Raw genomic sequence first — 23,246 nt, 5'->3', positions numbered from 1 at the left:
CTTTCACTGGTTATTTTTCCACCTATCATGCTGACAATGTAGCATCGGCTACACTTTATGCAACAGGCGAAATTCATTGGCTTTGTGTAGAGATATTTCTAACTACCACAATGCGTGGCATCGAATTGATAATGTGTGCTATTTGGACTAACTTAGGGCAACCCTCCCCGCATTGCCGGGAGATGCCATTTTTATGCTTACAGGACGCCCCACGCTATGGTTACCCGCGCGCCAAATAACGCCGACCGCCACGCCCAGACCGACATGCCGGACGAGGCCGAGCACGCCCTGCGTTTTAGCCGCGCCCGCGAAGCGCAGTCCAATGCGCTGATCGAAGATTACGTTGAGCTGATCGCCGATTTGCTGCAAAGCACCCGCGAAGCCAGAACCACCGACATCGCACGCCGCTTCGGCGTGTCTCACCCGACGGCGATCAAAAATATCGCGCGGCTGAAAAGCGCTGGGCTGGTGGAATCGCGCCCATATCGCGGGGTGTTTTTAACGGAAGAAGGCGAGCAGCTGGCGCAGAAGGTGCGCCGCCGTCACCGCATCGTGGTCGATCTGCTGATGTGCGTCGGGGTGCCGAGCGAAACCGCCGAGCTGGACAGCGAAGGGATTGAACACCATATCTCGGACGAAACGCTGGCGGTGTTCGAGCATTACCTGCAAAAGCACGCCAAACCCTGACTCCCGGAGCGCCGATGAGCTACGCCGTGCGGCAAATCCATGATCGGCGCCTGGTGGTTTTCGCCGAAGCCGGGCCGCCGTTGAAAGACGAAAACGGCGTCAGCCTGTTTATCGCGCCCGCCTTTGAACACGATGCCGGGATGATTGCCCTCCCCGTCAACCGCCTCGACGCCGCCTTCTTCCAACTCAGAAGCGGCATGGCCGGCGCCGTATTGCAGAAATTCATCAACTACCGCCTGCGCGTGGCGCTGCTGGGCGATATCACTCCCTGGCTGGCGCAAAGCAACGCGCTGCAAGATTTTGTGCGCGAAGCCAACCGTGGCGAACAGGTCTGGTTCCTCCCTTCTCTCGCCGAGCTCGAACAGCGGCTTGGCGCCTGACGGCAGGCAATAAAAAAGGGAGGCTTTCGCCTCCCTTGGTAACTCCCCTGCCTGAATCAGTGATTACGGATGTATTCGTCCATATCGGTTTTCAGGTTGTCGGACTTGGTGCCGAAGATGGCCTGTACGCCGGAGCCAGCGACGACTACGCCGGCTGCGCCCAGTTTCTTCAGGCCCGCCTGGTCAACTTTGGACACGTCGGCCACGCTGACGCGCAGACGGGTGATGCAAGCATCCAGGTTAGTGATGTTTTCTTTACCGCCGAAGGCCTGAACCAGCGCCGCGGACATTTCGGAACCGCCCTGCGCAGTCTGCTCGGCAGCGGTGTCTTCACGGCCCGGGGTTTTCAGATCCAGCTTGGCGATCAGCACGCGGAAGATGGTGTAGTACACCAGACCGTAGACGATGCCGACGATTGGGAACAGCCAGATTTTGCTGCTGTTGCCGCTCAGTACGATAAAGTCGATCAGGCCGTGCGAGAAGCTAGTGCCGTCACGCATGCCCAACAGGATGCAGATTGGGAACGCCAGGCCGGCCAGGATAGCGTGGATCACGTACAGGATCGGCGCGACGAACATGAAGGAGAACTCGATCGGCTCGGTGATACCGGTCAGGAACGAGGTCAGCGCGGCGGAGATCATGATGCCGCCGACTTTCGCGCGGTTTTCCGGCTTGGCCGAGTGCCAGATGGCGATGGCCGCAGCAGGCAGACCGTACATTTTGAACAGGAAGCCGCCGGACAGTTTGCCCGCGGTTGGATCACCCGCCATGTAGCGAGGGATGTCGCCGTGGAATACCTGGCCCGCCGCGTTGGTGAATTCACCGATTTGCATTTGGAACGGTACGTTCCAGATGTGGTGCAGACCGAACGGCACCAGAGCACGCTCAACCACGCCGTAAATGCCGAAGGCCACGACCGGGTTCTGATAAGCCGCCCACTGCGAGAAGGTCTGGATAGCCGTACCGATCGGCGGCCAGATGAAGGACAGCACTACGCCCAGAACGATCGCCGCCAGACCGGAAATGATCGGCACGAAGCGCTTACCGGCAAAGAAGCCCAGGTATTCCGGCAGTTGAATGCGGAAGAAGCGGTTGAACATATAGGCCGCGATGGCGCCGGAGATAATCCCCCCGAGCACACCGGTATCCGCCAGGTGCTTGGCCGCAATCTCTTCAGCCGGCAGGTGCAGCACCAGCGGCGCAACTACCGCCATGGTTTTCACCATGATGCCGTAGGCCACCACTGCCGCCAGCGCGGAAACGCCGTCGTTGTTGGTGAAGCCCAGGGCGACGCCGATGGCGAAAATCAGCGGCATGTTGGCGAAGACCGAACCGCCCGCTTCCGCCATCACGTGGGAGACTACCGCAGGTAGCCAGCTAAAGTTGGCGGAGCCGACGCCCAGCAGGATACCTGCGATAGGCAACACGGACACCGGCAGCATGAGCGATTTACCTACTTTTTGCAGGTTTGCAAATGCGTTCTTGAACATAGTTGAGTGTGCTCCTGAGTAATAATGCTTTGCTACTTCTTGTCGCGATAATTCGCGCTGCAAGGGGGGGAGAAAAACCCCTGCAATTCAGGGTGTCTGAGCACCCCTTGAATTTATTACGCAGAGTAAAATAAATAGCCTGCGCAATGTTTGATGACAATCACGTTTCGATGATCGAGCCGCGGTAACTTTGCATAAACCGGCTATTTTTTGGCAAAGCTGGCCAAAAAAGACGCATCAATCACCCTGAAACGGGAGGGAACCTTACCCGTTTCAGTGATTAATTACGAGCTTAAAAAAAATTACGCAGACAATGACCTACAGCTATAGCCTAGGTCAAAGATCACAGATCGAGGTGAAATAAGCGTGAAAAGTTGGCGGTGGTCGCTTCGGCCAGTTGTTCCAGGCTGACGCCCTTCAATACCGCCATGTATTCAGCCACATCGCGCACATAGGCGGGTTGGTTTTCTTTGCCGCGATGTGGCACCGGCGCCAGATAAGGCGAATCGGTTTCCACCAGAATGCGATCCAGCGGCACATAGCGGGCCACCTCACGCAGCTGTTCGGCGTTGCGGAAGGTCACGATGCCCGAGAAGGAAATGTAGAAGCCCAGATCCAGCAGCGCTTCGGCCGTGGCCAGATCTTCGGTGAAGCAGTGAAGTACGCCGCCGCAGTCCTGTGCGTTCTCTTCACGCAGGATCGCCAGCGTGTCCGCGCGCGCATCACGGGTGTGGACGATCACCGGCTTGTTCAGATCCCGGCCGATGCGGATATGTTCGCGGAAAGAGTCCTGCTGCAGCTCAAGGTTATCTTTCTGGTAGAAGTAATCGAGCCCGGTTTCCCCCAGCGCTACCACCTGCTCCGCCGCCGCCAAGCGGCGCAGCTCGGCGTAATCATACCCCTCTTCCAGATTGAGCGGATGCACCCCACAGGAGAAGGCCACGTCGTTGCGCTTGCCGATCAGCTCAGTCATGGAACGGTAGCCCGGCAGCGTGGTGGCGACCGCCAGCACATAGCCGACGTCGCGCGCTTTGGCCTTGGCCAGCGCATCGTCCACATTTTGGTGCAGCGCTTGATAATCCAAACTGTCAAGATGGCAATGAGAATCGACTAACAACATAATTTTTAACTCTTTTACTTTACAGCGAATGAGGTTGGGAATAGCCGGCGGCGCCAAGCATCTGTTCCCAGCGAAGTAACTGTTCGGTCAGCAGCAGCTCGCGATTGACGCCCACCACGCTGAGCAGCTGATGGCGGCAGTTCAGCCACTGCTGCACGATCTGCTGCAGTGAGACGCTGCTCAGCAGGCTGGCCAGCTGATGCACCAGCGGCTGCTGATCCTGATTCAATACATAGTGATGTGCGCCCTGCTGCCACTTCATCGCGTCCACCAGCAGCGCGCACAGCCAGTGCAGGCGCTCGGCGACGTCTTCATGGTTCAACACCGGCAACAGCGACAGCATATCGCGCTGCGGCAGCGCGGCGATCAACGCGGCGCACAGGGCGCTGCGCTGTTGCCACTGCTGCGGCTGCAACAGCTGTTCGGCGGCCAGCGGCGCGCCGTCGTGCAGGCGCAGCGCCGTGAGGCGGTCCGTCTGAGATCCGGCCGCCTGCCTGCCCAGCCACTGCAGGCTGAGCTGCTCATCCGGGCTCGCCAAATGCCAGTACAGGCAGCGGCTGCGCAGCGTTGCCATCAGCCGTGACGGCTCACGGCAACCCAGCAGAAAATAGGTTTTCTCCGGCGGCTCTTCCAGCGTTTTAAGCAGCGCGTTGGCCGCCGCCTCGGTCAGCTGTTCCGCCTGCGGCAGCCAAATCACTTTGGCACCGCCCTGCTGCGCGTGGGTGTACAGCGTTTCAATCACCTGACGGATCGGCTCGATCCCCAGGCTGCTCTTGCCCTTTTCCGGCGCCAGCACGTGGTAATCCGGGTGGTTGCCCGCCAGCATCAGCCGGCAGCTGTGGCACTCGCCGCAGCTTTTTTCACCGTTGCGCTGCTGGCAGATCAACCAGCGGCTCAGGCCGTAGGCCAGCGCGTCGTCACCGTTGCCCGCCGCCGCGTGCAGCAGCAGCGCATGATGACCACGGCCGTCGGCGTACTGCCCAACCAGCTGGCGATAAGGGCCGTTCAGCCACGGGTACCAGTTCATTATGCGCCTTCCTGCTGCCGCAGCCAGTGGCCGACGCAGTCGCGGATCGCCGCGGTCACCTGCTCCAGCGGCTGGGCGGCGTCGACGGTGACGATGGTTTTATCCTGCGCCGCCAGCTCGAGATAGCGAGCGCGGGTGCGCTCGAAGAACGGCAGCGCTTCCTGTTCGATGCGATCCAACTGACCGCGCGCCTGTGCGCGTTGCAGGCCGACCAGCGGCGGCAGATCGAGATAGACCGTCAAGTCCGGGCGAAAATCCCCCAGCACGGTGTCGCGCAGCGAGCTCATCAGCTGCGGATCCACGCCGCGGCCGCCACCCTGGTAAGCCTGTGAAGAGAGATCGTGGCGATCGCCCACCACCCAGGCGCCGCGCGCCAGGGCCGGTTTAATCACGGTTTCCACCAGCTGCACACGCGCGGCGTACAGCATCAATACTTCGGCCTTGATGGTCGGCAATTCGCCGTCGATGCCGCGCTTGAACAGATCGCGCAGCTTCTCCGCCAGCGGCGTGCCGCCCGGCTCGCGGGTGAAGACGATGTCGCTGACGCCGTGTTCGCGCAGCACATTGACCACCGTATCGCGCGCGGTGGTTTTACCCGCGCCTTCCAGCCCTTCGATAACAACGAATTTACTTTTCATTCTTTTCCTTTAACGCCTGACGGTACACGCGCACCGCCTGGTTATGGCTCGCCAGATTGGTGGTGAAGGTATGCCCACCCTTGCCGTCGGCGACAAAATAGAGATAAGGCGTTTTGGCCGGATTGGCGGCCGCCTGCAGCGAGGCCTCCCCCGGCATGGCGATCGGCGTTGGCGGCAGGCCGGCGATCACATAGGTGTTGTACGGCGTCGGCGTCTCCAGATCCTTGCGCGTGATGTTGCCATTATAGCTTTCGCCCATGCCGTAGATCACCGTCGGATCGGTCTGCAGGCGCATGCCGATGCGCAAGCGGTTGACGAACACCGACGCTACCTTGCTGCGCTCTTCCGGCACCGCGGTCTCTTTCTCGACGATCGAGGCCATGGTCAGCAGATCTTCCGGCGTTTTATACGGCAGGCTGGTATCGCGGCCGGCCCAGGCGGCCTGCAGCGCTTTGTTCATGCGCACGTGTGCGCGTTTGAGCAGCGCGATGTCGCTCATGCCGGCGGTATACTGATAGGTATCCGGGTACAAATGCCCTTCCGGCGTTTCTCCCGCAGGAATGCCGAGCGCTGCGGCAATCTCCGCTTCGCTCTTGCCCGCCAGGGTGTGTTTCAGGTATTTGGACTGCTGCAGCACCTGCTGCCAGTCACGCAGGCGTGAGCCTTCGATAAAGCGTGCGGTGAACTGCGCCTCTTTGCCGCTGGCCAACAGTTTCAGCATCTGGCGCACCGTCATGCCCGGCGTGAACCGGTAGGTACCGGCTTTAAACTCCGCCAACTCCGGCTCCAGCTTCAGCAGCCACTGGAACCAGCGCCCGTTGTGCACCAGTTTATCGCGTACCAGTAGCCCTTCCAGCGCTACCCGGCCGGTGCCGGCCGGCAGTTTGAAGATGGTTTCTTGCTGGATAGCCAGCGGCGTATCGGCAAAGCGTTCGATCTTCTGGTAGCCCCAAAACAGCAGCGCTAATACCAGAACAACAATAACAGACAGGACCTTCAGCTTTCTTTTCTTCATCAATCAGCCATGGTTAACAGTGTGGATGCAAAAAATCATACAGCTGGCGCGAAGCATAACGCCATGATTGCGCAGCGTTTACCGGCAGCAGCGGCATCAGCGCATTGCTCACCAGCACTTCGTCGGCATCGGCCAGCGTCTCCAGCGGTTCACTGACGCACTGCAGACGGTATTCCGAGCCCGCCAGCAGCGCGATCACCCGCCGCCGCATCAGGCCCGCGACGCCGGCCTGGCTCAGATCCGGGGTAAATACCGCTTTTCCCTTACGCCAGAACAAATTAGCCGCACAGCATTCCACCAGCATACCGGCAGTGTCAAGCACCAGCGCCTCGTCGGCGGCCGTCTGGTCAAGATGCGCGCGGATCAGCACCTGCTCCAGGCGGTTCAAATGCTTCAACCCCGCCAGCAACGGATTGCGCGCCAGCGCCACCGGGCTGAGCGCAAGCGTGATGCCCTGCTCACGCCACTGCAAATAGTGCGCAGGGTAGCTGCTGCGGGCGACGATACGCGTCGGGTTTTCGCACCCCGTCGGGCTGTAACCCCGCCCGCCGCTGCCGCGCGTCAGTATCGCTTTGACCACGCCGAGCGGAATTGATTCGGCCGCCAGCGCCATCTCCCGCTCGAAAGCCAGCCAATCGGTGGCAGGCAGCATCAACCGCTGCGCCGCTTGCTGCAGCCGCTCCAGATGCCAGGGCAGCAGCTCAATTTTACCGTCGATAACCCGGGCGGTAGTAAAGCAGCCATCGCCGAACTGCAGGCCACGATCGCTCGGCGCCAGCGCATCGTGGCGTTGTCCGTTAATCCAGTACATGCTTCCTCCTGTTGCCGGGTTAGTTCATTACGCTCGCAGGATAGCAGGCGGCGAGACGATACGCAGCCCCGCCGGCGGCCAAACGGCAGGCGTAAAAAAGCCCGGTTAAAAAACCGGGCTTTTCGTCAGCTATCCACAGCGCGAGTTATACTCGGCGGAAGATCAGCGAGCCGTTGGTGCCGCCGAAGCCGAAGGAGTTACACAGGGTGAACTCCATATCGCTGACCTGGCGCGCTTCGTGAGGCACGAAGTCCAGATCGCAACCTTCATCCGGGTTATCCAGGTTGATGGTTGGTGGTACCGCCTGATCGCGCAGCGCCAGCACGGTGAAGATAGACTCGATCGCGCCTGCCGCACCCAACAGGTGGCCAGTCATCGATTTGGTCGAGCTCACCAGCACGCGCTGGGCATCGGCACCGAAGACGGATTTCACCGCCTGCGCTTCCGCCTGGTCACCCGCCGGCGTAGAGGTGCCGTGCGCATTGATGTAGCCGATTTGTGACGGGGTCACACCGGCGTCAAGCAGGGCATTTTCCATCGCCAGCGCAGCGCCCGCGCCGTTTTCCGGCGGTGACGTCATGTGATAAGCATCGCTGCTCATCCCAAAGCCCACCACTTCGGCGTAGATTTTCGCGCCGCGTTTTTTCGCGTGTTCGTACTCTTCCAGCACCATCATGCCGGCGCCGTCGCCCAGCACGAAGCCGTCGCGGTCTTTATCCCACGGACGGCTCGCCGCCTGCGGGTTGTCATTACGGGTGGACAGAGCGCGAGCTGCGCCAAAGCCGCCGACGCCCAATGGGGTGCTGGCTTTCTCTGCCCCACCGGCCAGCATCACGTCAGCATCATTGTAAGCAATGATACGCGCCGCATGGCCGATGTTGTGCACACCTGAAGTACAGGCGGTGGCGATGGAAATGCTTGGGCCACGCATGCCGTACATGATTGTCAGGTGGCCTGCAATCATATTCACGATGGTGGATGGCACGAAGAACGGACTGATTTTCCGTGGGCCACCGTTAACCAGTGAACTGTGGTTTTCTTCGATCAAACCCAGGCCGCCGATGCCGGAACCGATCGCGGCTCCAATGCGGGTGGCGTTAGCCTCGGTGATGTCCAGACCTGCATCCTGCATGGCTTGCATGCCTGCAGCGATACCGTACTGGATAAAGGCGTCCATCTTGCGCGCATCTTTGCGAGAGATGAAATCCTCAGAATTAAAATTCTTTACCAGGCCAGCAAACTTGGTCGCATAGGCAGTGGTATCGAAATGGTCGATCAGGCTGATGCCACTCTGACCGGCAAGAAGAGCGTTCCACGTGGACTCTACCGTATTGCCGACAGGAGACAACATGCCCAGTCCGGTCACAACTACTCGACGCTTAGACACGTTTGTCCTCCAGGGAGGGAAAAATATGACACTAGGGATAGAAAAAACTTAGGCGGTCGAACGACCGCCTAGATATGTTCTCTTACTGCTGGCTAGCGTTGATGAAATCAATAGCTGCCTGAACAGTAGTGATCTTCTCAGCTTCTTCGTCTGGAATCTCGGTGTCGAATTCTTCTTCCAGTGCCATTACCAGCTCAACGGTGTCAAGAGAATCAGCGCCCAGATCTTCAACGAAAGAAGCGTTGTTCAAAACTTCTTCCTGTTTAACACCCAGTTGCTCAACAATGATTTTCTTAACGCGTTCTTCGATAGTGCTCATACTCTTAAATTTCCTATCAAAACTCGCTTTCGCGATGGTTTTCGTAGTGTATAAAATGCTGAAAAAGATGCAACTAAATCCCGGCTGGTCAAACCACGATTTTACGCTATTTTGCGGTTTTTGCCTCAAATAACGCAAATGGTTTTCACATTTTTTAAATCATGTACATGCCGCCATTGACATGTAACGTTTCACCGGTGATGTAGCCGGCCTCATCAGAGGCCAAAAATGCAACAGCGCTGGCGATTTCTTTAGCATCGCCCAGCCGGTTGGCTGGAACTGATGACAAAATGCCTGCGCGTTGATCATCTGTCAACGCCCGTGTCATGTCCGTCTCAATAAAGCCAGGTGCCACGACGTTGACCGTAATGCCACGCGAAGCAACTTCACGTGCCAAAGATTTGCTAAAACCAATCAGGCCGGCTTTAGCCGCCGCGTAGTTCGCCTGCCCTGCGTTCCCCATGGTGCCGACAACAGAACCGATGGTGATGATACGGCCAAACCGCTTTTTCATCATAGCGCGCATTACCGCTTTTGACAGGCGGAATACGGAAGTCAGGTTGGTGTCGAGGATATCCTCCCACTCGTCATCCTTCATACGCATCAGCAGGTTATCACGCGTGATGCCGGCATTATTCACTAAAATGTCGATTTCGCCAAATTCGGCGCGAATCGATGCCAGCACGCTGTCGATAGATTGCGCATCAACAACGTTCAACATAAACCCTTTACCGTTTGCGCCCAGGTAGCTGCTGATCGCTTCAGCGCCGCTCTCGCTGGTTGCGGTGCCGATCACTTTGGCGCCGCGTGCCACAAACGTTTCTGCAATAGCTCGGCCAATACCGCGGCTCGCGCCGGTGACCAGAACGATTTTACCTTCGAAGCTCATCATTTTCCTCTTTATTGTTCAAGCGCCGCCGACAGGCTGGCGGTGTCGTTCACCGCCGCAGCCGTCAGGGTGTCAACAATACGTTTAGTCAGGCCGGTCAGCACTTTGCCCGGCCCCACTTCCAGCAGCGACGTCACTCCCTGTGCTGCGATAAATTCTACGCTCTCGGTCCAACGTACCGGGCTATACAGCTGACGCACCAGCGCGCTGCGGATCGCTTCCGGATCGTTTTCGGTACGCACGTCGACGTTGTTCACCACCGGCACCTGCGGCGCGTTGAAGGTGATGTCTTGCAGCGCCACGGCCAGCTTGTCGGCGGCCGGCTTCATCAGCGCGCAGTGCGAAGGCACGCTCACCGGCAGCGGCAGCGCACGTTTGGCGCCGGCGGCTTTGCAGGCGGCGCCTGCGCGCTCAACCGCTTCTTTGTTGCCGGCGATGACCACCTGGCCCGGCGAGTTGAAGTTGACCGGAGAAACCACCTGCCCTTGCGCAGACTCTTCACACGCCTTGGCGATCGCGTCGTTGTCCAGGCCGATGATGGCGTACATCGCGCCGGTGCCTTCCGGCACCGCTTCCTGCATCAGCTTGCCGCGCAGCTCGACCAGACGGATCGCCGCCTTGAAGTCCAGCACGCCGGCGCAGACCAGCGCCGAGTATTCGCCCAGGCTGTGGCCCGCCATCAGCGCAGGCGCTTTACCGCCCTGCTGCTGCCAAACGCGGAAAATCGCCACCGAGGCGGCCAGCAGAGCCGGTTGGGTCTGCCAGGTTTTGTTCAGCTCTTCCGCCGGGCCTTGCTGCACCAGCTGCCACAGGTCGTAACCCAGGGCGGAAGAGGCCTCGCCGAAGGTTTCTTCGACGATCGGGAACTGTGCGGCCAATTCGGCCAGCATGCCAACGGTCTGTGACCCCTGGCCCGGGAAAACAAAAGCAAATTGCGTCATTTTTTCTTCCTGTCCAAATCAGAAACGAACCAGCGCCGAGCCCCAGGTAAAGCCGCCGCCGAAGGCTTCCAGCAGCACCAGTTGGCCACGCTGAATCCGCCCGTCGCGCACGGCTTCGTCCAGTGCGGAAGGCACCGAGGCGGCAGAGGTGTTGCCGTGACGATCTAGCGTCACCACCACTTTGTCCATTCCCATGCCCAGTTTTTTCGCCGTTGCGCTGATGATGCGCAGGTTGGCCTGGTGCGGTACCAGCCAATCCAGCTCGCTGCGGTCCATGTTGTTGGCCTGCAACGTCTCGTCGACGATGCGCGCCAGCTCGGTAACCGCAACCTTGAAGACTTCGTTGCCCGCCATGGTGACATAGGCCGGCTTGTCTTGATTCTGACGATCCTTGTACGGCAGCGTCAGCAGGTTGCCGTAGCTGCCGTCGGCATGCAGATGGGTAGACAGAATGCCCGGCGCTTCAGAAGCCCCCAGCACCACCGCCCCTGCGCCATCGCCAAACAGAATGATGGTGCCGCGATCTTCAGGATCCAGCGTGCGCGACAAGACGTCCGCGCCGATAACCAGCGCATGTTTGACCGCGCCGTTTTTCACGTACTGATCGGCCACGCTGAGCGCGTAAGTGAAGCCGGCGCAGGCCGCAGCCAGATCGAACGCCGCGCAGTCTTTGATGCCCAGCATTTGCTGCACCAGGCACGCCGCGCTCGGGAACGCGTGAGTGGTCGTGGTGGTCGCCACGACGATCAGCCCAATGTCTTCTTTAGCCACACCTGCCATTTCCAGCGCTTTCTCAGCGGCCTGGAAGCTCATCGTCGCAACGGTTTCATCCGCAGCGGCGATGCGACGTTCGCGGATACCGGTACGCGTGACGATCCACTCGTCAGAGGTATCCACCATTTTTTCCAAATCAGCATTGGTGCGCACTTGTACGGGCAAATAACTCCCCGTACCGAGAATCTTTGTATACATGTACGATCAGTCACTCTTAGGTAATACAGCCTCAAGGCGCGCAGCAATCCTTTCCGGGACTTGCCGCTGCACCGCCTGCACAGCCTGTTCGATTGCGACTGCAAACGCGTGAGGGTTCGCAGCGCCGTGGCTCTTGACTACGGTGCTGCGCAATCCTAACAGACATGCGCCATTATACTGGTCGGGGTTCAGGTGGCCGAACCGCTTAACCACCCGTTTTTGCAACCAACGGCCCAACAATTTCAGCCACCACGCTTGCTTGTTTCCGTCGCCGGACGATTTCAGCAGCGATAAGAATACCCTGACCACCCCTTCCATGGTTTTCAGGGTGACGTTGCCCACGAAGCCATCGCAAACCAACACGTCGGTCTTGCCGGTGAGCAGTTCGTTTCCTTCCAGGTAACCAATATAGTTGATTGCCGGAGTATTTTTTAGCACAGCGGCCGCTTCGCGGATATTATCCAGGCCTTTGGTCTCTTCTTCGCCAATATTCAGCAGCGCCACCCGCGGTTGCGCAATGCCGATCACCTCTTCCGCCATCACCGCACCCATCACGGCAAACTGCACCAGCATGGTACTGTCGCACTCGACGTTGGCCCCCAGATCCAGCACCACGGTTTTACTGCGTTGCTGATTCGGGATAGCCGTCATCAGCGCCGGGCGTTCGATGCCCTCCAGCGGCTTGACCAACAGCTTCGCCAATCCCATCAGCGCACCGGTATTGCCGGCGCTGACGCAGCCCTGCGCATTTCCGCTGCTGAGCTGCTCGAGCGCAATGCGCATCGACGTGCCGCGGCTGGCGCGTATCGCTTGTGAAGGTTTGGCGTCGCCGGCGATCACAGATTCGGCGGGCACGACTTGCAGACGCTCCAGAAGAACCGGATCGGCATGGGCAAGCAAAGGGGAGATGACGTCGGGATTGCCGACCAGCAGGAGATGAAGCTGTAAATTAGAGGCCAGTGCCTGCAACGAAGCAGGCACTGTGACGCAGGGACCGAAGTCCCCGCCCATTGCATCTAACGCCAGGGTTAGACGAGTCAAGGTATCGCTACTTAGCCGATAACCTTGCGACCGCGGTAGAAACCGTCGGCAGTGATGTGGTGACGACGGTGAGTTTCACCGGATACTTTGTCTACAGACAGAGTAGTCGTGGTCAGAGCATCGTGAGAACGACGCATGCCACGCTTGGAACGGGTTGGTTTATTCTGTTGTACGGCCATGGACCTTACTCCTCAATTACTTACGCTTTAAACTGGCTAATACGGCAAACGGATTCGGTTTCTCCGCCTCGGGAGGCAGTTGGCCGAATACCATGTCCGCTTCGGACACTTCACAGTGTTCAGATTCATGTACCGGAACGACAGGCAGTGAAAGAATAATTTCGTCTTCAATCATTGCCAACAGATCGACTTCGCCAAACTCGTCAACTTCGATCGGTTCGTACGCTTCCGGTAATGCCTCAGCCTGCTCATCATTGACGACCGGGCTAAAACAATATGTTGTGTGAACCTGATGTTCGAACGGGACTCCACAGCGTTGGCACATCAACGTTACCGTGACGTCCGCATGCCCTGTTATCACCGCGAGGCGCTGATTGTCGATATTGAACGACAACGACACCTCGACATCACTGTCCACACTGACCACGGAGTCGGCAACACGAGTAACCTGCTCAGGCGCATAGACACCAGCATAGTCCAGGCGTTTCTGAGCGGTACGTACCGCATCAATGGTCAAGGGTAATTTTACCTTTTGCATAGGGCGCGCATATTAACTTTGTAACGACATAGAGTCAAAGAAAAAGGCCGTAAAACGGCTCCTTTCACCAATATTCGCTTCCACAGCGGCCGACAGTTTAAAATGCCGTACCCATTTACGCTACGGTTTGCGAAAAAAATTATGCAGAGATTGCTTTTAGCCTCCACCTCCCCCTATCGAAAAATGCTGCTGGAGAAGCTGCAGCTACCCTTCGACTGCGCCGCACCCGAGGTGGATGAAACCCCACTGCCGGGTGAAACCGCCGAAGCGCTGGTGCTGCGCCTTGCGGCGGCGAAGGCTCAGGCGCTGACCCTCGCCTATCCCGAGCATCTGATCATCGGCTCCGATCAGGTCTGCGTAATCGATGGCAACATCACCGGCAAGCCCCATACCGAGGAGAACGCCCGGGCGCAGCTGCGCCAGGCCAGCGGCCAGGCCGTGACTTTTTATACCGGCCTGGCGCTGTACAACGGCCGTAGCAAGCAGCTGCAGGCCCTGTGCGAGCCGTTCCACGTGCATTTTCGCGCGCTGAGCGAAACGGAGATCGCTGCCTATGTTCGCCTGGAGCAACCGCTGAACTGCGCAGGCAGTTTTAAGAGTGAAGGATTGGGGATCGCGCTGTTCGACAGGCTGGAAGGCCGGGACCCGAACGCCCTGATCGGCCTGCCGTTGATCGCGCTGTTGGAGATGTTGCGGGCTGAGGGCATCAACCCGCTGGTCTGACGCGGATTACTTGGCCGCCTGCCGGCGCAGCACCTGCAGGCAGTGGCGCAGCTCTTCGTCCATCGGCGCTTCGATGCGCATCGTTTCGCCGGTGGAGGGATGCTCAAAGCGCAGCGCCGCGGCGTGCAGGAACAGCCGCTTCAGGCCGGTACCCGCCAGTTGGCGATCGAACTCGCGGTCGCCATAGCGATCGTCAAAGGCGATCGGGTGCCCGGCATGCAGCGTGTGCACGCGGATCTGGTGAGTGCGCCCGGTGATCGGGCTGGCCTTCACCAGGGTAGCGAATTCGTAACGCTCTTCCACCTTGAAGCGGGTTTCCGAAGGCTTGCCTTCGCTGCTGACGCGCACGATGCGCTCACCGCTTTGCAGAATGTTTTTCAGCAGCGGCGCCTGTACGGCCTTGCAGTGGGATTGCCACTGGCCGCGCACCAGCGCCAGATAATCCTTCTGCATCCCCTTCAGCCGCAGCTGTTCGTGCAGCGAGCGCAGCGCGGAGCGCTTCTTGGCCACCAGCAGCACGCCGGAGGTGTCGCGATCCAGACGGTGCACCAGCTCGAGGAAACGGGCTTCCGGGCGCAGCGCGCGCAGCCCTTCGATCACGCCGAAGCTCAGGCCGCTGCCGCCATGCACTGCGGTGCCGGAGGGCTTGTTGAGGATCAGCAGGTGGTCGTCTTCATAAAGGATGCAGTCTGCCAGTGCGGCTACCTTATCCAGCTTGGCCGACACCGGCGTCTCTTCGCGCTCGGCCACCCGCACCGGCGGCACGCGCACCACGTCGCCGGCCGCCAATTTGTATTCGACCTTGATGCGTCCTTTATTGACCCGCACCTCGCCCTTACGCACGATGCGATAAATCATGCTCTTCGGCACGCCTTTCAGGCGAGCGAGCAGAAAGTTGTCGATTCTCTGACCGGCTTCGTCGTCGGAAATCGTGATGAATTGTACTGCTGGATTGTTCGTTTTCATGGTGCGGGATTCTAAATAGAGCGCGTGAATAGCGCCACATCTTTTTCTGTGCTTAACTGTCTCTCTGACGGCGGGCGAAACCCCAGCGGACAATAAGGCAGCAAGCCGATTTGAACGTTTGCGATTTCTTCCGCAGTTAAGGAAAAGTCACCTTGCTATAACGGCATCAGCAGTGGAATAATGCAGTCACTTTCCGCGTTGATTCTCGTTAAACAGGGAAAACGGTGGAATTATAAAATTTGTCTGATCGCGCAAAAACGCAGCAATGGCGTAAGACGTAATGCGAAATCAAACAATTAGCGGGCTGCGGGTTGCAGCTTGGCCGGCAAATGGAATCAGATCTGTCGACGTAAATCAGAGGCTATTCCCCTAGTAAAAGTGCTGCCTTTCACAAAGAAAAGCAGGCTTACCGAGATAATGCGCCCCTATGCAGGCGACAACCGTGAGGTTGACGGCTTTGCGAGAAGACACGGGGCTTTCGGTTTAACTCCGGCCATGAGGTTATTTTGCCCGCAGCTTTGTCGATAATGTAAAAATAACGAGTAAGTTAAGATGAAAAGAATGTTGATTAACGCAACTCAGCAGGAAGAGTTGCGTGTTGCCCTCGTAGATGGACAGCGGCTGTATGATTTGGATATTGAAAGTCCGGGTCATGAGCAGAAAAAAGCGAATATTTACAAAGGCAAAATCACCCGCATTGAACCAAGTCTTGAAGCAGCGTTCGTGGACTACGGCGCAGAACGACATGGTTTCCTCCCCCTTAAAGAAATCGCCCGCGAATACTTCCCTAGCAATTACTCTTCCCATGGCCGCCCAAACATCAAAGATGTGCTGCGCGAAGGCCAGGAAGTCATCGTTCAGGTAGACAAAGAAGAACGTGGCAACAAAGGCGCCGCCTTGACCACTTTCATCAGCCTGGCGGGCAGCTATCTGGTGCTGATGCCGAACAACCCGCGTGCCGGTGGTATTTCTCGCCGCATCGAGGGCGACGATCGCACCGAGCTGAAAGAAGCGCTCTCCTCGTTGCAACTGCCGGACGGCATGGGCCTGATCGTTCGCACCGCGGGCGTAGGCAAATCCGCCGACGCGCTGCAGTGGGATCTCTCCTTCCGCCTCAAGCACTGGGAAGCGATTAAAAAAGCCGCCGAAGGCCGCCCTGCGCCGTTCCTGATCCACCAGGAAAGCAACGTTATCGTGCGTGCCTTCCGCGATTACCTGCGCCCGGACATCGGCGAAATCCTGATCGACAACCCGAAAATTCTCGATCTGGCCAAAGAGCACATCGCTGCGCTGGGCCGCCCGGATTTCAGCAGCAAAATTAAACTGTACAGCGGTGAAATCCCTCTGTTCAGCCACTACCAGATCGAATCACAGATCGAATCCGCCTTCCAGCGCGAAGTGCGCCTGCCGTCCGGCGGCTCGATCGTCATCGACAGCACCGAAGCGCTGACCGCCATCGACATCAACTCCGCCCGCGCAACCCGCGGCGGCGACATCGAAGAGACGGCGTTCAACACCAACCTGGAAGCGGCGGACGAGATCGCTCGCCAGCTGCGCCTGCGTGACCTTGGCGGCCTGATCGTCATCGACTTCATCGACATGACGCCGGTTCGCCACCAGCGCGAAGTGGAAAACCGCCTGCGCGACGCCGTGCGCCAGGACCGTGCGCGCATCCAGATCGGCCGCATTTCCCGTTTCGGCCTGCTGGAAATGTCCCGTCAGCGCCTCAGCCCGTCGCTGGGCGAGTCCAGCCACCACGTGTGCCCACGCTGTAACGGCACCGGCACCATCCGCGACAACGAATCGCTGGCGCTGTCCATCCTGCGTCTGATCGAAGAAGAAGCGCTGAAGGAAAACACCAAAGAAGTTCACGCTATCGTGCCGGTTCAGGTCGCTTCGTACCTGCTGAACGAAAAGCGCGAATCCGTCAGCGCGATCGAAAAACGCCAGGGCGGCGTGAAAGCCGTCATCGTGCCGAACGATCAGATGCAAACCCCGCACTACTCGGTGCTGCGCGTGCGTAAAGGTGAGGAAACCTCTACCCTGAGCTACCTGCTGCCGAAGCTGCATGAAGAAGACATGGAGCGCCCGCTGGAAGATGCGCCGATGGAACGCAAGCGTCCGGAGCAACCGGCCCTGGCTTCCTTCTCCCTGTCCGCCGATGCGCCGCCGCCGGCTGAAGAAGCTGTCGCCGTGGCCAAGCCTGCCGCTGCCGCCGCCAAGGCTCAAACCGCAGCGCCGGTCGCCGCCAAGCCGGGCTTCCTGGGCCGCCTGTTCGGGGGTCTGAAGAGCCTGTTCGCCGGTGAAGAACAACCTGCCGTCGAAGAAGCCAAACCGGCCGAAACGCCGAAGGCGGAAGGCAACGGTGAAAACCGTCGTCAGGATCGTCGCGGCCAGCGCCGTCAAGGCACCGGCCGTAAAGAGCGCGGTGAGCGTGGCGATCGTCCGGAACGCGGCGAGCGTAAAGAGCGCGGTGAAGGCCGTGACAATCGCGAGCGCGACAACCGTGAACCGCGTGAGAATCGTGAAGGCCGTGAATCGCGTGAATCCCGCGATGAGCAGCGCCGTAACCGCCGCAACCAGCAGCAAAACGCGCCGGTCGCAGAGGAAACCGCCGCGGAAGAAAGCGCCAAGGCGCCGCGCGAAGATCAGCAGCAGCGTCGTGAGCAACGTGCTGAACGCCAGCGTCGTCGTCAGGAAGAGAAGCGCCAGGCTCAGCAGGAAGTGAAAGCGCTGGAAAGCGTTGAAGCGGTCGAGAGCACCGACGAAGAGCAGGAAGAACGCCAGCAGCAGAACATGCAGCGCCGTCAGCGCCGCCCTCTGTCGCAGAAAGTGCGCATCCTGTCTGCGGAAGAAGAACTGCAGCGTGCAGCGGAAGAGTTGCTGGCGCCGAAAGCACCGGAAGCGAAAGCCGCCGACGCGCAGCCGACCGCCGACGACAGCGTCAAGCTGCTGCCGGAAACCGTTGCCGCTCAGCCGGAAGACGATGCCCAGGGCGAAAACCGCGGCAACGGCGAAGGTATGCCGCGTCGTTCCCGTCGTTCACCGCGTCACCTGCGCGTAAGCGGCCAGCGTCGCCGTCGTTACCGCGATGAGCGTTACCCGCTGCAGTCCCCAATGCCGCTGGCGGGCGCGTTCGCTTCGCCGGAAATGGCGTCGGGCAAAGTCTGGGTCAGCTACCCGGTTGCTCAGGTTGAAGAAACCGAAGTGCAGGCCGAAGTCGTAGAACAGGCAGCGGCACCGGTTGTCGCCGCAGCGGTTGAACAGCACAGCGTTACCGTGGAGGAAACTCAGGCTGCGGCCAGCGTCAACGAGCCGGCACCAGAAACCGCCGTTGAAACTGCAGCCGTCACCGTAACGGAAGAAGCTGCAGCCGTAGCGCCTGTCGTTACCGCCCCAGCCGAGGAAACCCCGGCACCGGTGGAAGCCGCACCGGCACCTGCTGCAGTTGAAGAGCCGAAAGCGGAAGAGACTGTCCCGGCAGTGGAAGCCGAGCCGGTAGCTGACACCGTTGCGGCAGAGCCTGTGGTGGAAGAAGAGCCTGTGGTCGAAACTGCACCGGTAGAAGCCACGCCAGCGGAAGAAACGCCAGTGGCAGAAGCCGCACCTGCGCCAGCCGCCGTAGAAGCCGCTCCGGTCGAAAAAGCCCCAGCGCCAATCGCCGCGGAACCTGCGCCTGTGGTTGCTCAGCAGCCGGCACCGGTGAAAGCCGTGCAGGACGTGCTGTACAAACACATCGCCACTGCGCCGATGACCAAAGCGCCTGCGCCGGCCTACGTGCCGGAAGAACGCAAGCACAGCGACTGGCAGCGCCCTTCCTTCAACTTTGAAGGCAAAGGCTCGGCAGGCGGCCATTCGGCGGTGAGCCAGGCGACTGCGCCGGCCACCAAGCCACAGCCGGTTAACGAATGAGTTAATCTGCAACCCTAAAAAAACCCGCCATCGGCGGGTTTTTTCTTGCCTGTAAAAAGGCTCAGGCTATCTTTTTCAGTTTCTTGATGTCCAAAACGTCCAACTTGCCGTCAAGCCGGCTGACGAACTGCTGAAAATGCGCCGTCTCATTATGCTTATCCAGCGCTTCGCTGCTGGCCCAACGCTCAAAGAACACGAAGACGCCCGGCTTTTCCAGATCGCGATGTAAATCATACTGCAGGTTGCCCAACTCCTGGCGGCTCGGCTCGATAATATCGTGCACCGCTTCGCTGACGGCGGCTTCAAATCCCGCTTTCGCTTGCAGGGTGGCGATAACGCGTACTTCCATTGCTTTCTCCCTTTCCACTTGATGAAGGTCGACGGTATTGGCGTCGGCATCGTTGAAATCTCTGCCACTATGCGCCCGCCGCCCTATTGATTTCAACTTGTCGCCAACAAACAGATGCATCTCAGGCACTTTCCGCTTATCCTTACACCCCGGCGTGAATAAACCCATTATTCGCTTTTCATTAGACGTATTTGACCGCCGGAGCCTAGCTAGATGACCGCACAACCTCAAGTTCTGAAAATCCGCCGCCCAGACGACTGGCATATCCACCTGCGTGATGACGAGATGCTGAAAACGGTGGTGCCCTATACCAGCCAGGTATTTGGCCGGGCGATCGTGATGCCGAACCTGGTTCCCCCCGTAACGACCGTGGCCGCCGCGCGCGCCTACCGCGATCGCATTCTGGCGGCGGTCCCGCAGGGCCACAACTTCACTCCGCTGATGACCTGCTACCTCACCAACTCCCTGGCGGCCAGTGAACTGGTCAACGGCTTCGAGCAAGGGGTGTTTACCGCCGCCAAGCTGTATCCGGCCAACGCTACGACCAACTCCAGCCACGGCGTCAGCGACGTGGCCGGCATTTACCCGCTGTTCGAGCAAATGCAAAAAATCGGCATGCCGCTGCTGATCCACGGCGAAGTGACCGATCCTGCCGTCGATATTTTCGACCGCGAGGCGCGCTTTATCGAACAGGTCATGGAACCTATCCGCCGCCAGTTCCCGGAGTTGAAGATCGTTTTCGAGCACATCACCACCAAAGAAGCGGCGCAATATGTGCAGGCAGGCAATCGTTTCCTCGGCGCCACCATCACGCCACAGCACCTGATGTTCAACCGCAACCACATGCTGGTGGGCGGCATTCGCCCACACCTGTTCTGCCTGCCGATCCTCAAGCGCAATGTCCACCAGGAAGCGCTGCGTCAGGCGGTCGCCAGCGGTTCGGATCGTTTCTTCCTCGGCACCGACTCCGCGCCGCATCTCAAGCACCGCAAAGAATCCAGCTGTGGCTGCGCCGGCTGCTTCAACGCGCCGAATGCCATCCCGGCTTACGCTGCCGTGTTCGAACAACTCGGCGCGTTGGAGCACTTTGAAGCCTTCTGCTCGCTCAACGGCCCACGCTTCTATGGTCTGCCGCTCAACGAAGACTTCATCGAGCTGCAGCGCGTGCCGACCACCCAACCGGAAGAGATCGCCCTGGGCAATGAATCCGTGATCCCCTTCCTGGCCGGTGAAACCCTGAACTGGTCGCTGAAAGACTGATATTTTTGCTTCGCCCTCTTGCCCCCGCACCCGGTTAGCTGTATAAATAAACAGTAAATCGCTTCGGGGGCAATTATGCGTGTTGAAGTCACTATAGATAAAACCCGGCCGCTGCCGGCGGGTGCCATTGAGGCGCTGACCGGCGAACTGGGCAAGCGGGTCAATCGCCAGTTTCCAGACGCCGTCGTGCAAGTACGTTATGCCGGCGCCAACGGCCTCTCCGTGCTGGGAGGCGCCAAAACCGACCGGGATCTGATCGAGGAAATCCTTCAGGAAACCTGGGAAAGCGCGGACGAGTGGTTCAGCGCAGAATAACACTGCAATGCTGTTTTTGCCGGGGGTCGCTCTCCGGCTTTTTTGTTTCTGGCGCCCTGCCCATTCATCGCTTACCCTTACTTTGGAACAAAATCCGCCTCAGCGCTGTATTTAACGCAAAGGAGTAAGCATGGCCCCGGACAAGGTGAAATCCGAAGACGCGATGACGTTTGGTGAACTGCTGGCGCTGATTGCCGATCAGAAAAGGCGCTTGAACGTATTGGAAGTGGCTTTCTCTTATCTGGCCTTCAGCCTGGATGACAAAGCCAACCAACTGCTGATCCACAGCCTGAAGCTGGAGTCGCACAGCCAGAACCGCGACGCCGAAACGCAGAAACATTTCGCCCATTTGGCCGAAGAGCTGGAAAAATGCCTGCACGGTTCACCGCCGCCAACCGGCGCGGAATAATGCCCTGCGCTTTATTCATCCAAAAATTCGCATACCGGTTTGTAGAATAATTGTTCAAATAAATATTTATTTTGCAAATTTCGGTGACAACACCCTCCACCGATGAAAGCGGATGCGTATACTGTAATTGCTCTCATGATGATGAGCCGCATTGATCCTCGTTAGTCACTCACGGTAGTTACTACTCAATAAGGGGTCTTTATGGACAGAAATGATGAAGTAATTCAGACGCACCCGCTTGTCGGTTGGGATATCAGTACTGTCGACGTTTACGACGCCATGATGATACGCCTTCATTACCTGTCTTCACTAGACCAAACGCCAGAAGAAGCCCAAGTAGACAGAACGCTTTGGCTGACCACAGATGTCGCCCGTCAATTAATCAATATCTTAGAGGCCGGCATCGCCAAGATTGAAGCTACGGATTACCAGGATCTTGATCGCAGAAAACATTGATTCATCGTCCCCTAACCCCTGAGGCGCCGCGCCCCATTCCCGGCGCCTTTTTCTTTGCCTTTCGCCGTTCAATCAGTGCATTGCGCTCGGCAACCTTTTATCATGGGGCGATAAGAAATCGCTATCAGAGAGGGTGGGCACGTGGAATATGATTTGATTGTGGTGGGCAGCGGTTCAGTCGGCGCGGCGGCAGGGTATTACGCTACCCTGGCCGGCTTGAAAGTGCTGATGATCGACAGCGCCATTCCCCCGCACCGCAACGGCAGCCATCACGGCGATACCCGCATCATCCGCCACGCTTACGGCGAAGGCGAAAAGTACGTGCCGCTGGTGCTGCGCGCACAGGCGTTGTGGAATGCGCTGATTCGACAATCCGGCGAGGAACTGTTCCAGTCGTGCGGCGTGCTCAATTTGGGGCCGCAGCACTCCGAATTCATTCGCAATGCTCAGCAGAGCGCGCAGAAATTCCGCCTGAACGCACAAACCCTCAGTGCCGAACAGATCGCTCAACGCTGGCCGGAATTCCGCGCGCCAGACGGTTACGTCGGCGTTTTCGAGCCGGACGCCGGCTTCCTGCGTTCCGAACTAGCGGTGGCCAGCCTGATCAAGCTGGCGAAAGAGGCCGGCTGCAGCCAACTGTTCAACTGCCCGGTCAGCGCGGTGGAACCTATCGATGACGGCGTTGCAGTCGTCACCGGCGAAGGGCGTTTCACCGCGCGAAAAGCCGTGGTCACCGCCGGCACCTGGGTGAAAGCGCTGTTGCCGCAGCTGCCGATCGCGCCATTGCGCAAGGTATTCTCCTGGCATCAGGCGGACGGCCGCTACAGCGTGAACAACTGCTTCCCGGCCTTTACCGTCGAAGCGCAGGACGGCACGCACTATTACGGCTTCCCGGCGGATAACGACGGCCTGAAAGTGGGTAAACACGACGGCGGGCAGCCGATGGACGCCCCCGAGCAGCGCAAACCCTTCGGTAGCTACGCCAGCGACGGCACCGAAGTTTTCTCCTTCCTGCGGCAGTTTTTGCCGGGTGTAGGCGTATGTTTACACGGCGAAGCCTGCAGTTATGACATGAGCCCCGACGAAGACTTTATTATCGATACCCTGCCGGAGTGCGATCGCCTGATGGTCATCAGCGGATTGAGCGGCCACGGCTTCAAGTTCGCCAGCGCGCTGGGTGAGATTGCCGCCCTGTTCGCGCAGGGCAAAGCGCCACCGGTCGACGTCTCCAGCTTTGGTCTGAAACGATTTAGCTAAGCGAAGGATTTCTCTGTCCAGGTTGACGTCGTGCCCTGGACAGCAAAATTTGGCAGTTACAATTTATTAACCTGCTAACTCTTTTAAATACCAAGTAAAAATTCTGATAACGGAAATTTCTTGCATTCAGCATTTGAATTTCCGAATTGAACACTTGCAGTGTAA

25 protein-coding genes are annotated in these 23,246 nt (G+C 58.7%); 9 read left to right on the top strand and 16 right to left on the bottom strand.

Annotated features, from left to right (window positions below; translation table 11 throughout):
* Positions 1 to 216: 216 nt before the first annotated feature.
* Both mntR and ACJ8HT_RS11355 read left to right on the top strand, forming a co-directional pair.
* Positions 217 to 687, top strand: a complete 471-nt coding sequence (gene mntR / locus ACJ8HT_RS11360; protein WP_197651996.1) for a manganese-binding transcriptional regulator MntR — start codon at positions 217 to 219, stop codon at positions 685 to 687.
* 14 nt (positions 688 to 701) lie between these two features.
* Positions 702 to 1,067 (top strand): DUF4180 domain-containing protein, encoded by a 366-nt coding sequence (locus ACJ8HT_RS11355; RefSeq protein WP_197651997.1) that lies wholly within the window; start codon positions 702 to 704, stop codon positions 1,065 to 1,067.
* Positions 1,068 to 1,123: 56 nt separating this feature from the next.
* Here the strand turns inward: ACJ8HT_RS11355 and ptsG are convergent, their stop codons facing one another.
* The 14 genes from ptsG to yceD form a co-directional block, all read right to left on the bottom strand.
* Complete coding sequence (gene ptsG, locus ACJ8HT_RS11350) at positions 1,124 to 2,557, bottom strand: PTS glucose transporter subunit IIBC (protein WP_016928184.1); 1,434 nt, start codon at positions 2,555 to 2,557, stop codon at positions 1,124 to 1,126.
* Between the two features lie 343 nt (positions 2,558 to 2,900).
* Positions 2,901 to 3,677, bottom strand: coding sequence for a metal-dependent hydrolase (locus tag ACJ8HT_RS11345; protein WP_197651998.1), 777 nt, complete (start codon positions 3,675 to 3,677; stop codon positions 2,901 to 2,903).
* 19 nt (positions 3,678 to 3,696) lie between these two features.
* Positions 3,697 to 4,704 (bottom strand): DNA polymerase III subunit delta', encoded by a 1,008-nt coding sequence (gene holB, locus ACJ8HT_RS11340; protein ID WP_197651999.1) that lies wholly within the window; start codon positions 4,702 to 4,704, stop codon positions 3,697 to 3,699.
* Positions 4,704 to 5,342, bottom strand: a complete 639-nt coding sequence (gene tmk, locus ACJ8HT_RS11335) for a dTMP kinase (RefSeq protein WP_033646442.1) — start codon at positions 5,340 to 5,342, stop codon at positions 4,704 to 4,706. The genes holB and tmk overlap by 1 nt, the downstream gene beginning before the upstream one ends.
* Positions 5,332 to 6,357: an endolytic transglycosylase MltG gene (mltG, locus tag ACJ8HT_RS11330; RefSeq protein WP_049197996.1), complete on the bottom strand. Its 1,026-nt coding sequence runs from the start codon at positions 6,355 to 6,357 to the stop codon at positions 5,332 to 5,334. The genes tmk and mltG overlap by 11 nt, the downstream gene beginning before the upstream one ends.
* A 13-nt stretch (positions 6,358 to 6,370) precedes the next feature.
* On the bottom strand, positions 6,371 to 7,168 hold the full coding sequence (gene pabC / locus ACJ8HT_RS11325) for an aminodeoxychorismate lyase (RefSeq protein ID WP_197652000.1): 798 nt from the start codon (positions 7,166 to 7,168) through the stop codon (positions 6,371 to 6,373).
* 145 nt (positions 7,169 to 7,313) lie between these two features.
* Positions 7,314 to 8,555: a beta-ketoacyl-ACP synthase II gene (gene fabF, locus ACJ8HT_RS11320; protein ID WP_025159944.1), complete on the bottom strand. Its 1,242-nt coding sequence runs from the start codon at positions 8,553 to 8,555 to the stop codon at positions 7,314 to 7,316.
* A gap of 82 nt (positions 8,556 to 8,637) precedes the next feature.
* The gene (gene acpP / locus ACJ8HT_RS11315; protein ID WP_004719003.1) at positions 8,638 to 8,874 is read right to left on the bottom strand and encodes an acyl carrier protein; all 237 of its coding nucleotides are present in this window, start codon (positions 8,872 to 8,874) and stop codon (positions 8,638 to 8,640) included.
* 154 nt (positions 8,875 to 9,028) lie between these two features.
* Positions 9,029 to 9,763, bottom strand: a complete 735-nt coding sequence (fabG, locus tag ACJ8HT_RS11310) for a 3-oxoacyl-ACP reductase FabG (protein WP_016928193.1) — start codon at positions 9,761 to 9,763, stop codon at positions 9,029 to 9,031.
* A gap of 11 nt (positions 9,764 to 9,774) precedes the next feature.
* Complete coding sequence (gene fabD / locus ACJ8HT_RS11305; RefSeq protein WP_015377451.1) at positions 9,775 to 10,704, bottom strand: ACP S-malonyltransferase; 930 nt, start codon at positions 10,702 to 10,704, stop codon at positions 9,775 to 9,777.
* 18 nt (positions 10,705 to 10,722) lie between these two features.
* A complete protein-coding gene (locus ACJ8HT_RS11300) occupies positions 10,723 to 11,676 on the bottom strand; it encodes a beta-ketoacyl-ACP synthase III (protein WP_025302411.1) in 954 nt (317 codons plus the stop codon).
* Positions 11,677 to 11,682: 6 nt separating this feature from the next.
* The gene (gene plsX, locus ACJ8HT_RS11295) at positions 11,683 to 12,717 is read right to left on the bottom strand and encodes a phosphate acyltransferase PlsX (RefSeq protein ID WP_071845251.1); all 1,035 of its coding nucleotides are present in this window, start codon (positions 12,715 to 12,717) and stop codon (positions 11,683 to 11,685) included.
* Between the two features lie 11 nt (positions 12,718 to 12,728).
* Positions 12,729 to 12,896: a 50S ribosomal protein L32 gene (gene rpmF / locus ACJ8HT_RS11290; RefSeq protein WP_004927778.1), complete on the bottom strand. Its 168-nt coding sequence runs from the start codon at positions 12,894 to 12,896 to the stop codon at positions 12,729 to 12,731.
* Positions 12,897 to 12,912: 16 nt separating this feature from the next.
* A complete protein-coding gene (yceD, locus tag ACJ8HT_RS11285) occupies positions 12,913 to 13,434 on the bottom strand; it encodes a 23S rRNA accumulation protein YceD (protein ID WP_004927780.1) in 522 nt (173 codons plus the stop codon).
* Between the two features lie 141 nt (positions 13,435 to 13,575).
* Here yceD and ACJ8HT_RS11280 point away from each other — a divergent pair, with 141 nt between their 5' ends.
* The gene (locus ACJ8HT_RS11280) at positions 13,576 to 14,157 is read left to right on the top strand and encodes a Maf family protein (protein ID WP_197652001.1); all 582 of its coding nucleotides are present in this window, start codon (positions 13,576 to 13,578) and stop codon (positions 14,155 to 14,157) included.
* A 6-nt stretch (positions 14,158 to 14,163) separates the two neighbouring features.
* On the opposite strand, the gene rluC is transcribed toward ACJ8HT_RS11280, so the two are convergent.
* Positions 14,164 to 15,123, bottom strand: coding sequence for a 23S rRNA pseudouridine(955/2504/2580) synthase RluC (gene rluC, locus ACJ8HT_RS11275; RefSeq protein WP_038875510.1), 960 nt, complete (start codon positions 15,121 to 15,123; stop codon positions 14,164 to 14,166).
* A gap of 552 nt (positions 15,124 to 15,675) precedes the next feature.
* Between rluC and rne the strand changes: the two genes are divergently transcribed.
* Entirely contained in the window at positions 15,676 to 19,035 is a 3,360-nt protein-coding gene (rne, locus tag ACJ8HT_RS11270) for a ribonuclease E (protein WP_197652002.1), read from the top strand.
* A gap of 61 nt (positions 19,036 to 19,096) precedes the next feature.
* On the opposite strand, the gene ACJ8HT_RS11265 is transcribed toward rne, so the two are convergent.
* The gene (locus tag ACJ8HT_RS11265; protein WP_015377446.1) at positions 19,097 to 19,384 is read right to left on the bottom strand and encodes a putative quinol monooxygenase; all 288 of its coding nucleotides are present in this window, start codon (positions 19,382 to 19,384) and stop codon (positions 19,097 to 19,099) included.
* 213 nt (positions 19,385 to 19,597) lie between these two features.
* On the opposite strand from ACJ8HT_RS11265, the gene pyrC reads away from it, so the two are divergent.
* The 5 genes from pyrC to solA all read left to right on the top strand — a co-directional run bounded on the left by pyrC (position 19,598) and on the right by solA (position 23,081).
* A complete protein-coding gene (pyrC, locus tag ACJ8HT_RS11260) occupies positions 19,598 to 20,644 on the top strand; it encodes a dihydroorotase (RefSeq protein ID WP_126180782.1) in 1,047 nt (348 codons plus the stop codon).
* Between the two features lie 75 nt (positions 20,645 to 20,719).
* Positions 20,720 to 20,959: a DNA damage-inducible protein I gene (dinI, locus tag ACJ8HT_RS11255; RefSeq protein WP_038875499.1), complete on the top strand. Its 240-nt coding sequence runs from the start codon at positions 20,720 to 20,722 to the stop codon at positions 20,957 to 20,959.
* 130 nt (positions 20,960 to 21,089) lie between these two features.
* The gene (locus ACJ8HT_RS11250) at positions 21,090 to 21,368 is read left to right on the top strand and encodes a hypothetical protein (protein ID WP_159317894.1); all 279 of its coding nucleotides are present in this window, start codon (positions 21,090 to 21,092) and stop codon (positions 21,366 to 21,368) included.
* Between the two features lie 201 nt (positions 21,369 to 21,569).
* On the top strand, positions 21,570 to 21,824 hold the full coding sequence (bssS, locus tag ACJ8HT_RS11245; RefSeq protein ID WP_004927812.1) for a biofilm formation regulator BssS: 255 nt from the start codon (positions 21,570 to 21,572) through the stop codon (positions 21,822 to 21,824).
* Positions 21,825 to 21,965: 141 nt separating this feature from the next.
* Positions 21,966 to 23,081 carry an N-methyl-L-tryptophan oxidase gene (gene solA / locus ACJ8HT_RS11240; protein WP_197652003.1) on the top strand — a complete coding sequence of 372 codons (1,116 nt, stop codon included), beginning with the start codon at positions 21,966 to 21,968 and terminating at the stop codon, positions 23,079 to 23,081.
* Positions 23,082 to 23,246: the final 165 nt, after the last annotated feature.

Source organism: Serratia sp. CY44782, assembly GCF_052168715.1.
GTDB lineage: Bacteria > Pseudomonadota > Gammaproteobacteria > Enterobacterales > Enterobacteriaceae > Serratia > Serratia nevei.
The sequence above is the reverse complement of the archived record's forward strand: the minus strand, read 5'-3'. Positions and strand labels throughout refer to the sequence as shown.

What these genes read in the sequence shown, in the direction of transcription:
- ACJ8HT_RS11345 (WP_197651998.1), bottom strand. Translation starts at nt 3,677, where the DNA reads ATGTTGTTAGTCGATTCTCATTGCCATCTTGACAGTTTGGATTATCAA.
- holB (WP_197651999.1), bottom strand. Translation starts at nt 4,704, where the DNA reads ATGAACTGGTACCCGTGGCTGAACGGCCCTTATCGCCAGCTGGTTGGG.
- ACJ8HT_RS11265 (WP_015377446.1), bottom strand. Translation starts at nt 19,384, where the DNA reads ATGGAAGTACGCGTTATCGCCACCCTGCAAGCGAAAGCGGGATTTGAA.
- rpmF (WP_004927778.1), bottom strand. Translation starts at nt 12,896, where the DNA reads ATGGCCGTACAACAGAATAAACCAACCCGTTCCAAGCGTGGCATGCGT.
- rluC (WP_038875510.1), bottom strand. Translation starts at nt 15,123, where the DNA reads ATGAAAACGAACAATCCAGCAGTACAATTCATCACGATTTCCGACGAC.
- ACJ8HT_RS11355 (WP_197651997.1), top strand. Translation starts at nt 702, where the DNA reads ATGAGCTACGCCGTGCGGCAAATCCATGATCGGCGCCTGGTGGTTTTC.
- mltG (WP_049197996.1), bottom strand. Translation starts at nt 6,357, where the DNA reads ATGAAGAAAAGAAAGCTGAAGGTCCTGTCTGTTATTGTTGTTCTGGTA.
- pabC (WP_197652000.1), bottom strand. Translation starts at nt 7,168, where the DNA reads ATGTACTGGATTAACGGACAACGCCACGATGCGCTGGCGCCGAGCGAT.
- ACJ8HT_RS11280 (WP_197652001.1), top strand. Translation starts at nt 13,576, where the DNA reads ATGCAGAGATTGCTTTTAGCCTCCACCTCCCCCTATCGAAAAATGCTG.
- ACJ8HT_RS11300 (WP_025302411.1), bottom strand. Translation starts at nt 11,676, where the DNA reads ATGTATACAAAGATTCTCGGTACGGGGAGTTATTTGCCCGTACAAGTG.
- dinI (WP_038875499.1), top strand. Translation starts at nt 20,720, where the DNA reads ATGCGTGTTGAAGTCACTATAGATAAAACCCGGCCGCTGCCGGCGGGT.
- fabG (WP_016928193.1), bottom strand. Translation starts at nt 9,763, where the DNA reads ATGAGCTTCGAAGGTAAAATCGTTCTGGTCACCGGCGCGAGCCGCGGT.
- yceD (WP_004927780.1), bottom strand. Translation starts at nt 13,434, where the DNA reads ATGCAAAAGGTAAAATTACCCTTGACCATTGATGCGGTACGTACCGCT.
- tmk (WP_033646442.1), bottom strand. Translation starts at nt 5,342, where the DNA reads ATGAAAAGTAAATTCGTTGTTATCGAAGGGCTGGAAGGCGCGGGTAAA.
- acpP (WP_004719003.1), bottom strand. Translation starts at nt 8,874, where the DNA reads ATGAGCACTATCGAAGAACGCGTTAAGAAAATCATTGTTGAGCAACTG.
- pyrC (WP_126180782.1), top strand. Translation starts at nt 19,598, where the DNA reads ATGACCGCACAACCTCAAGTTCTGAAAATCCGCCGCCCAGACGACTGG.
- rne (WP_197652002.1), top strand. Translation starts at nt 15,676, where the DNA reads ATGAAAAGAATGTTGATTAACGCAACTCAGCAGGAAGAGTTGCGTGTT.
- fabD (WP_015377451.1), bottom strand. Translation starts at nt 10,704, where the DNA reads ATGACGCAATTTGCTTTTGTTTTCCCGGGCCAGGGGTCACAGACCGTT.
- bssS (WP_004927812.1), top strand. Translation starts at nt 21,570, where the DNA reads ATGGACAGAAATGATGAAGTAATTCAGACGCACCCGCTTGTCGGTTGG.
- mntR (WP_197651996.1), top strand. Translation starts at nt 217, where the DNA reads ATGGTTACCCGCGCGCCAAATAACGCCGACCGCCACGCCCAGACCGAC.
- ptsG (WP_016928184.1), bottom strand. Translation starts at nt 2,557, where the DNA reads ATGTTCAAGAACGCATTTGCAAACCTGCAAAAAGTAGGTAAATCGCTC.
- ACJ8HT_RS11250 (WP_159317894.1), top strand. Translation starts at nt 21,090, where the DNA reads ATGGCCCCGGACAAGGTGAAATCCGAAGACGCGATGACGTTTGGTGAA.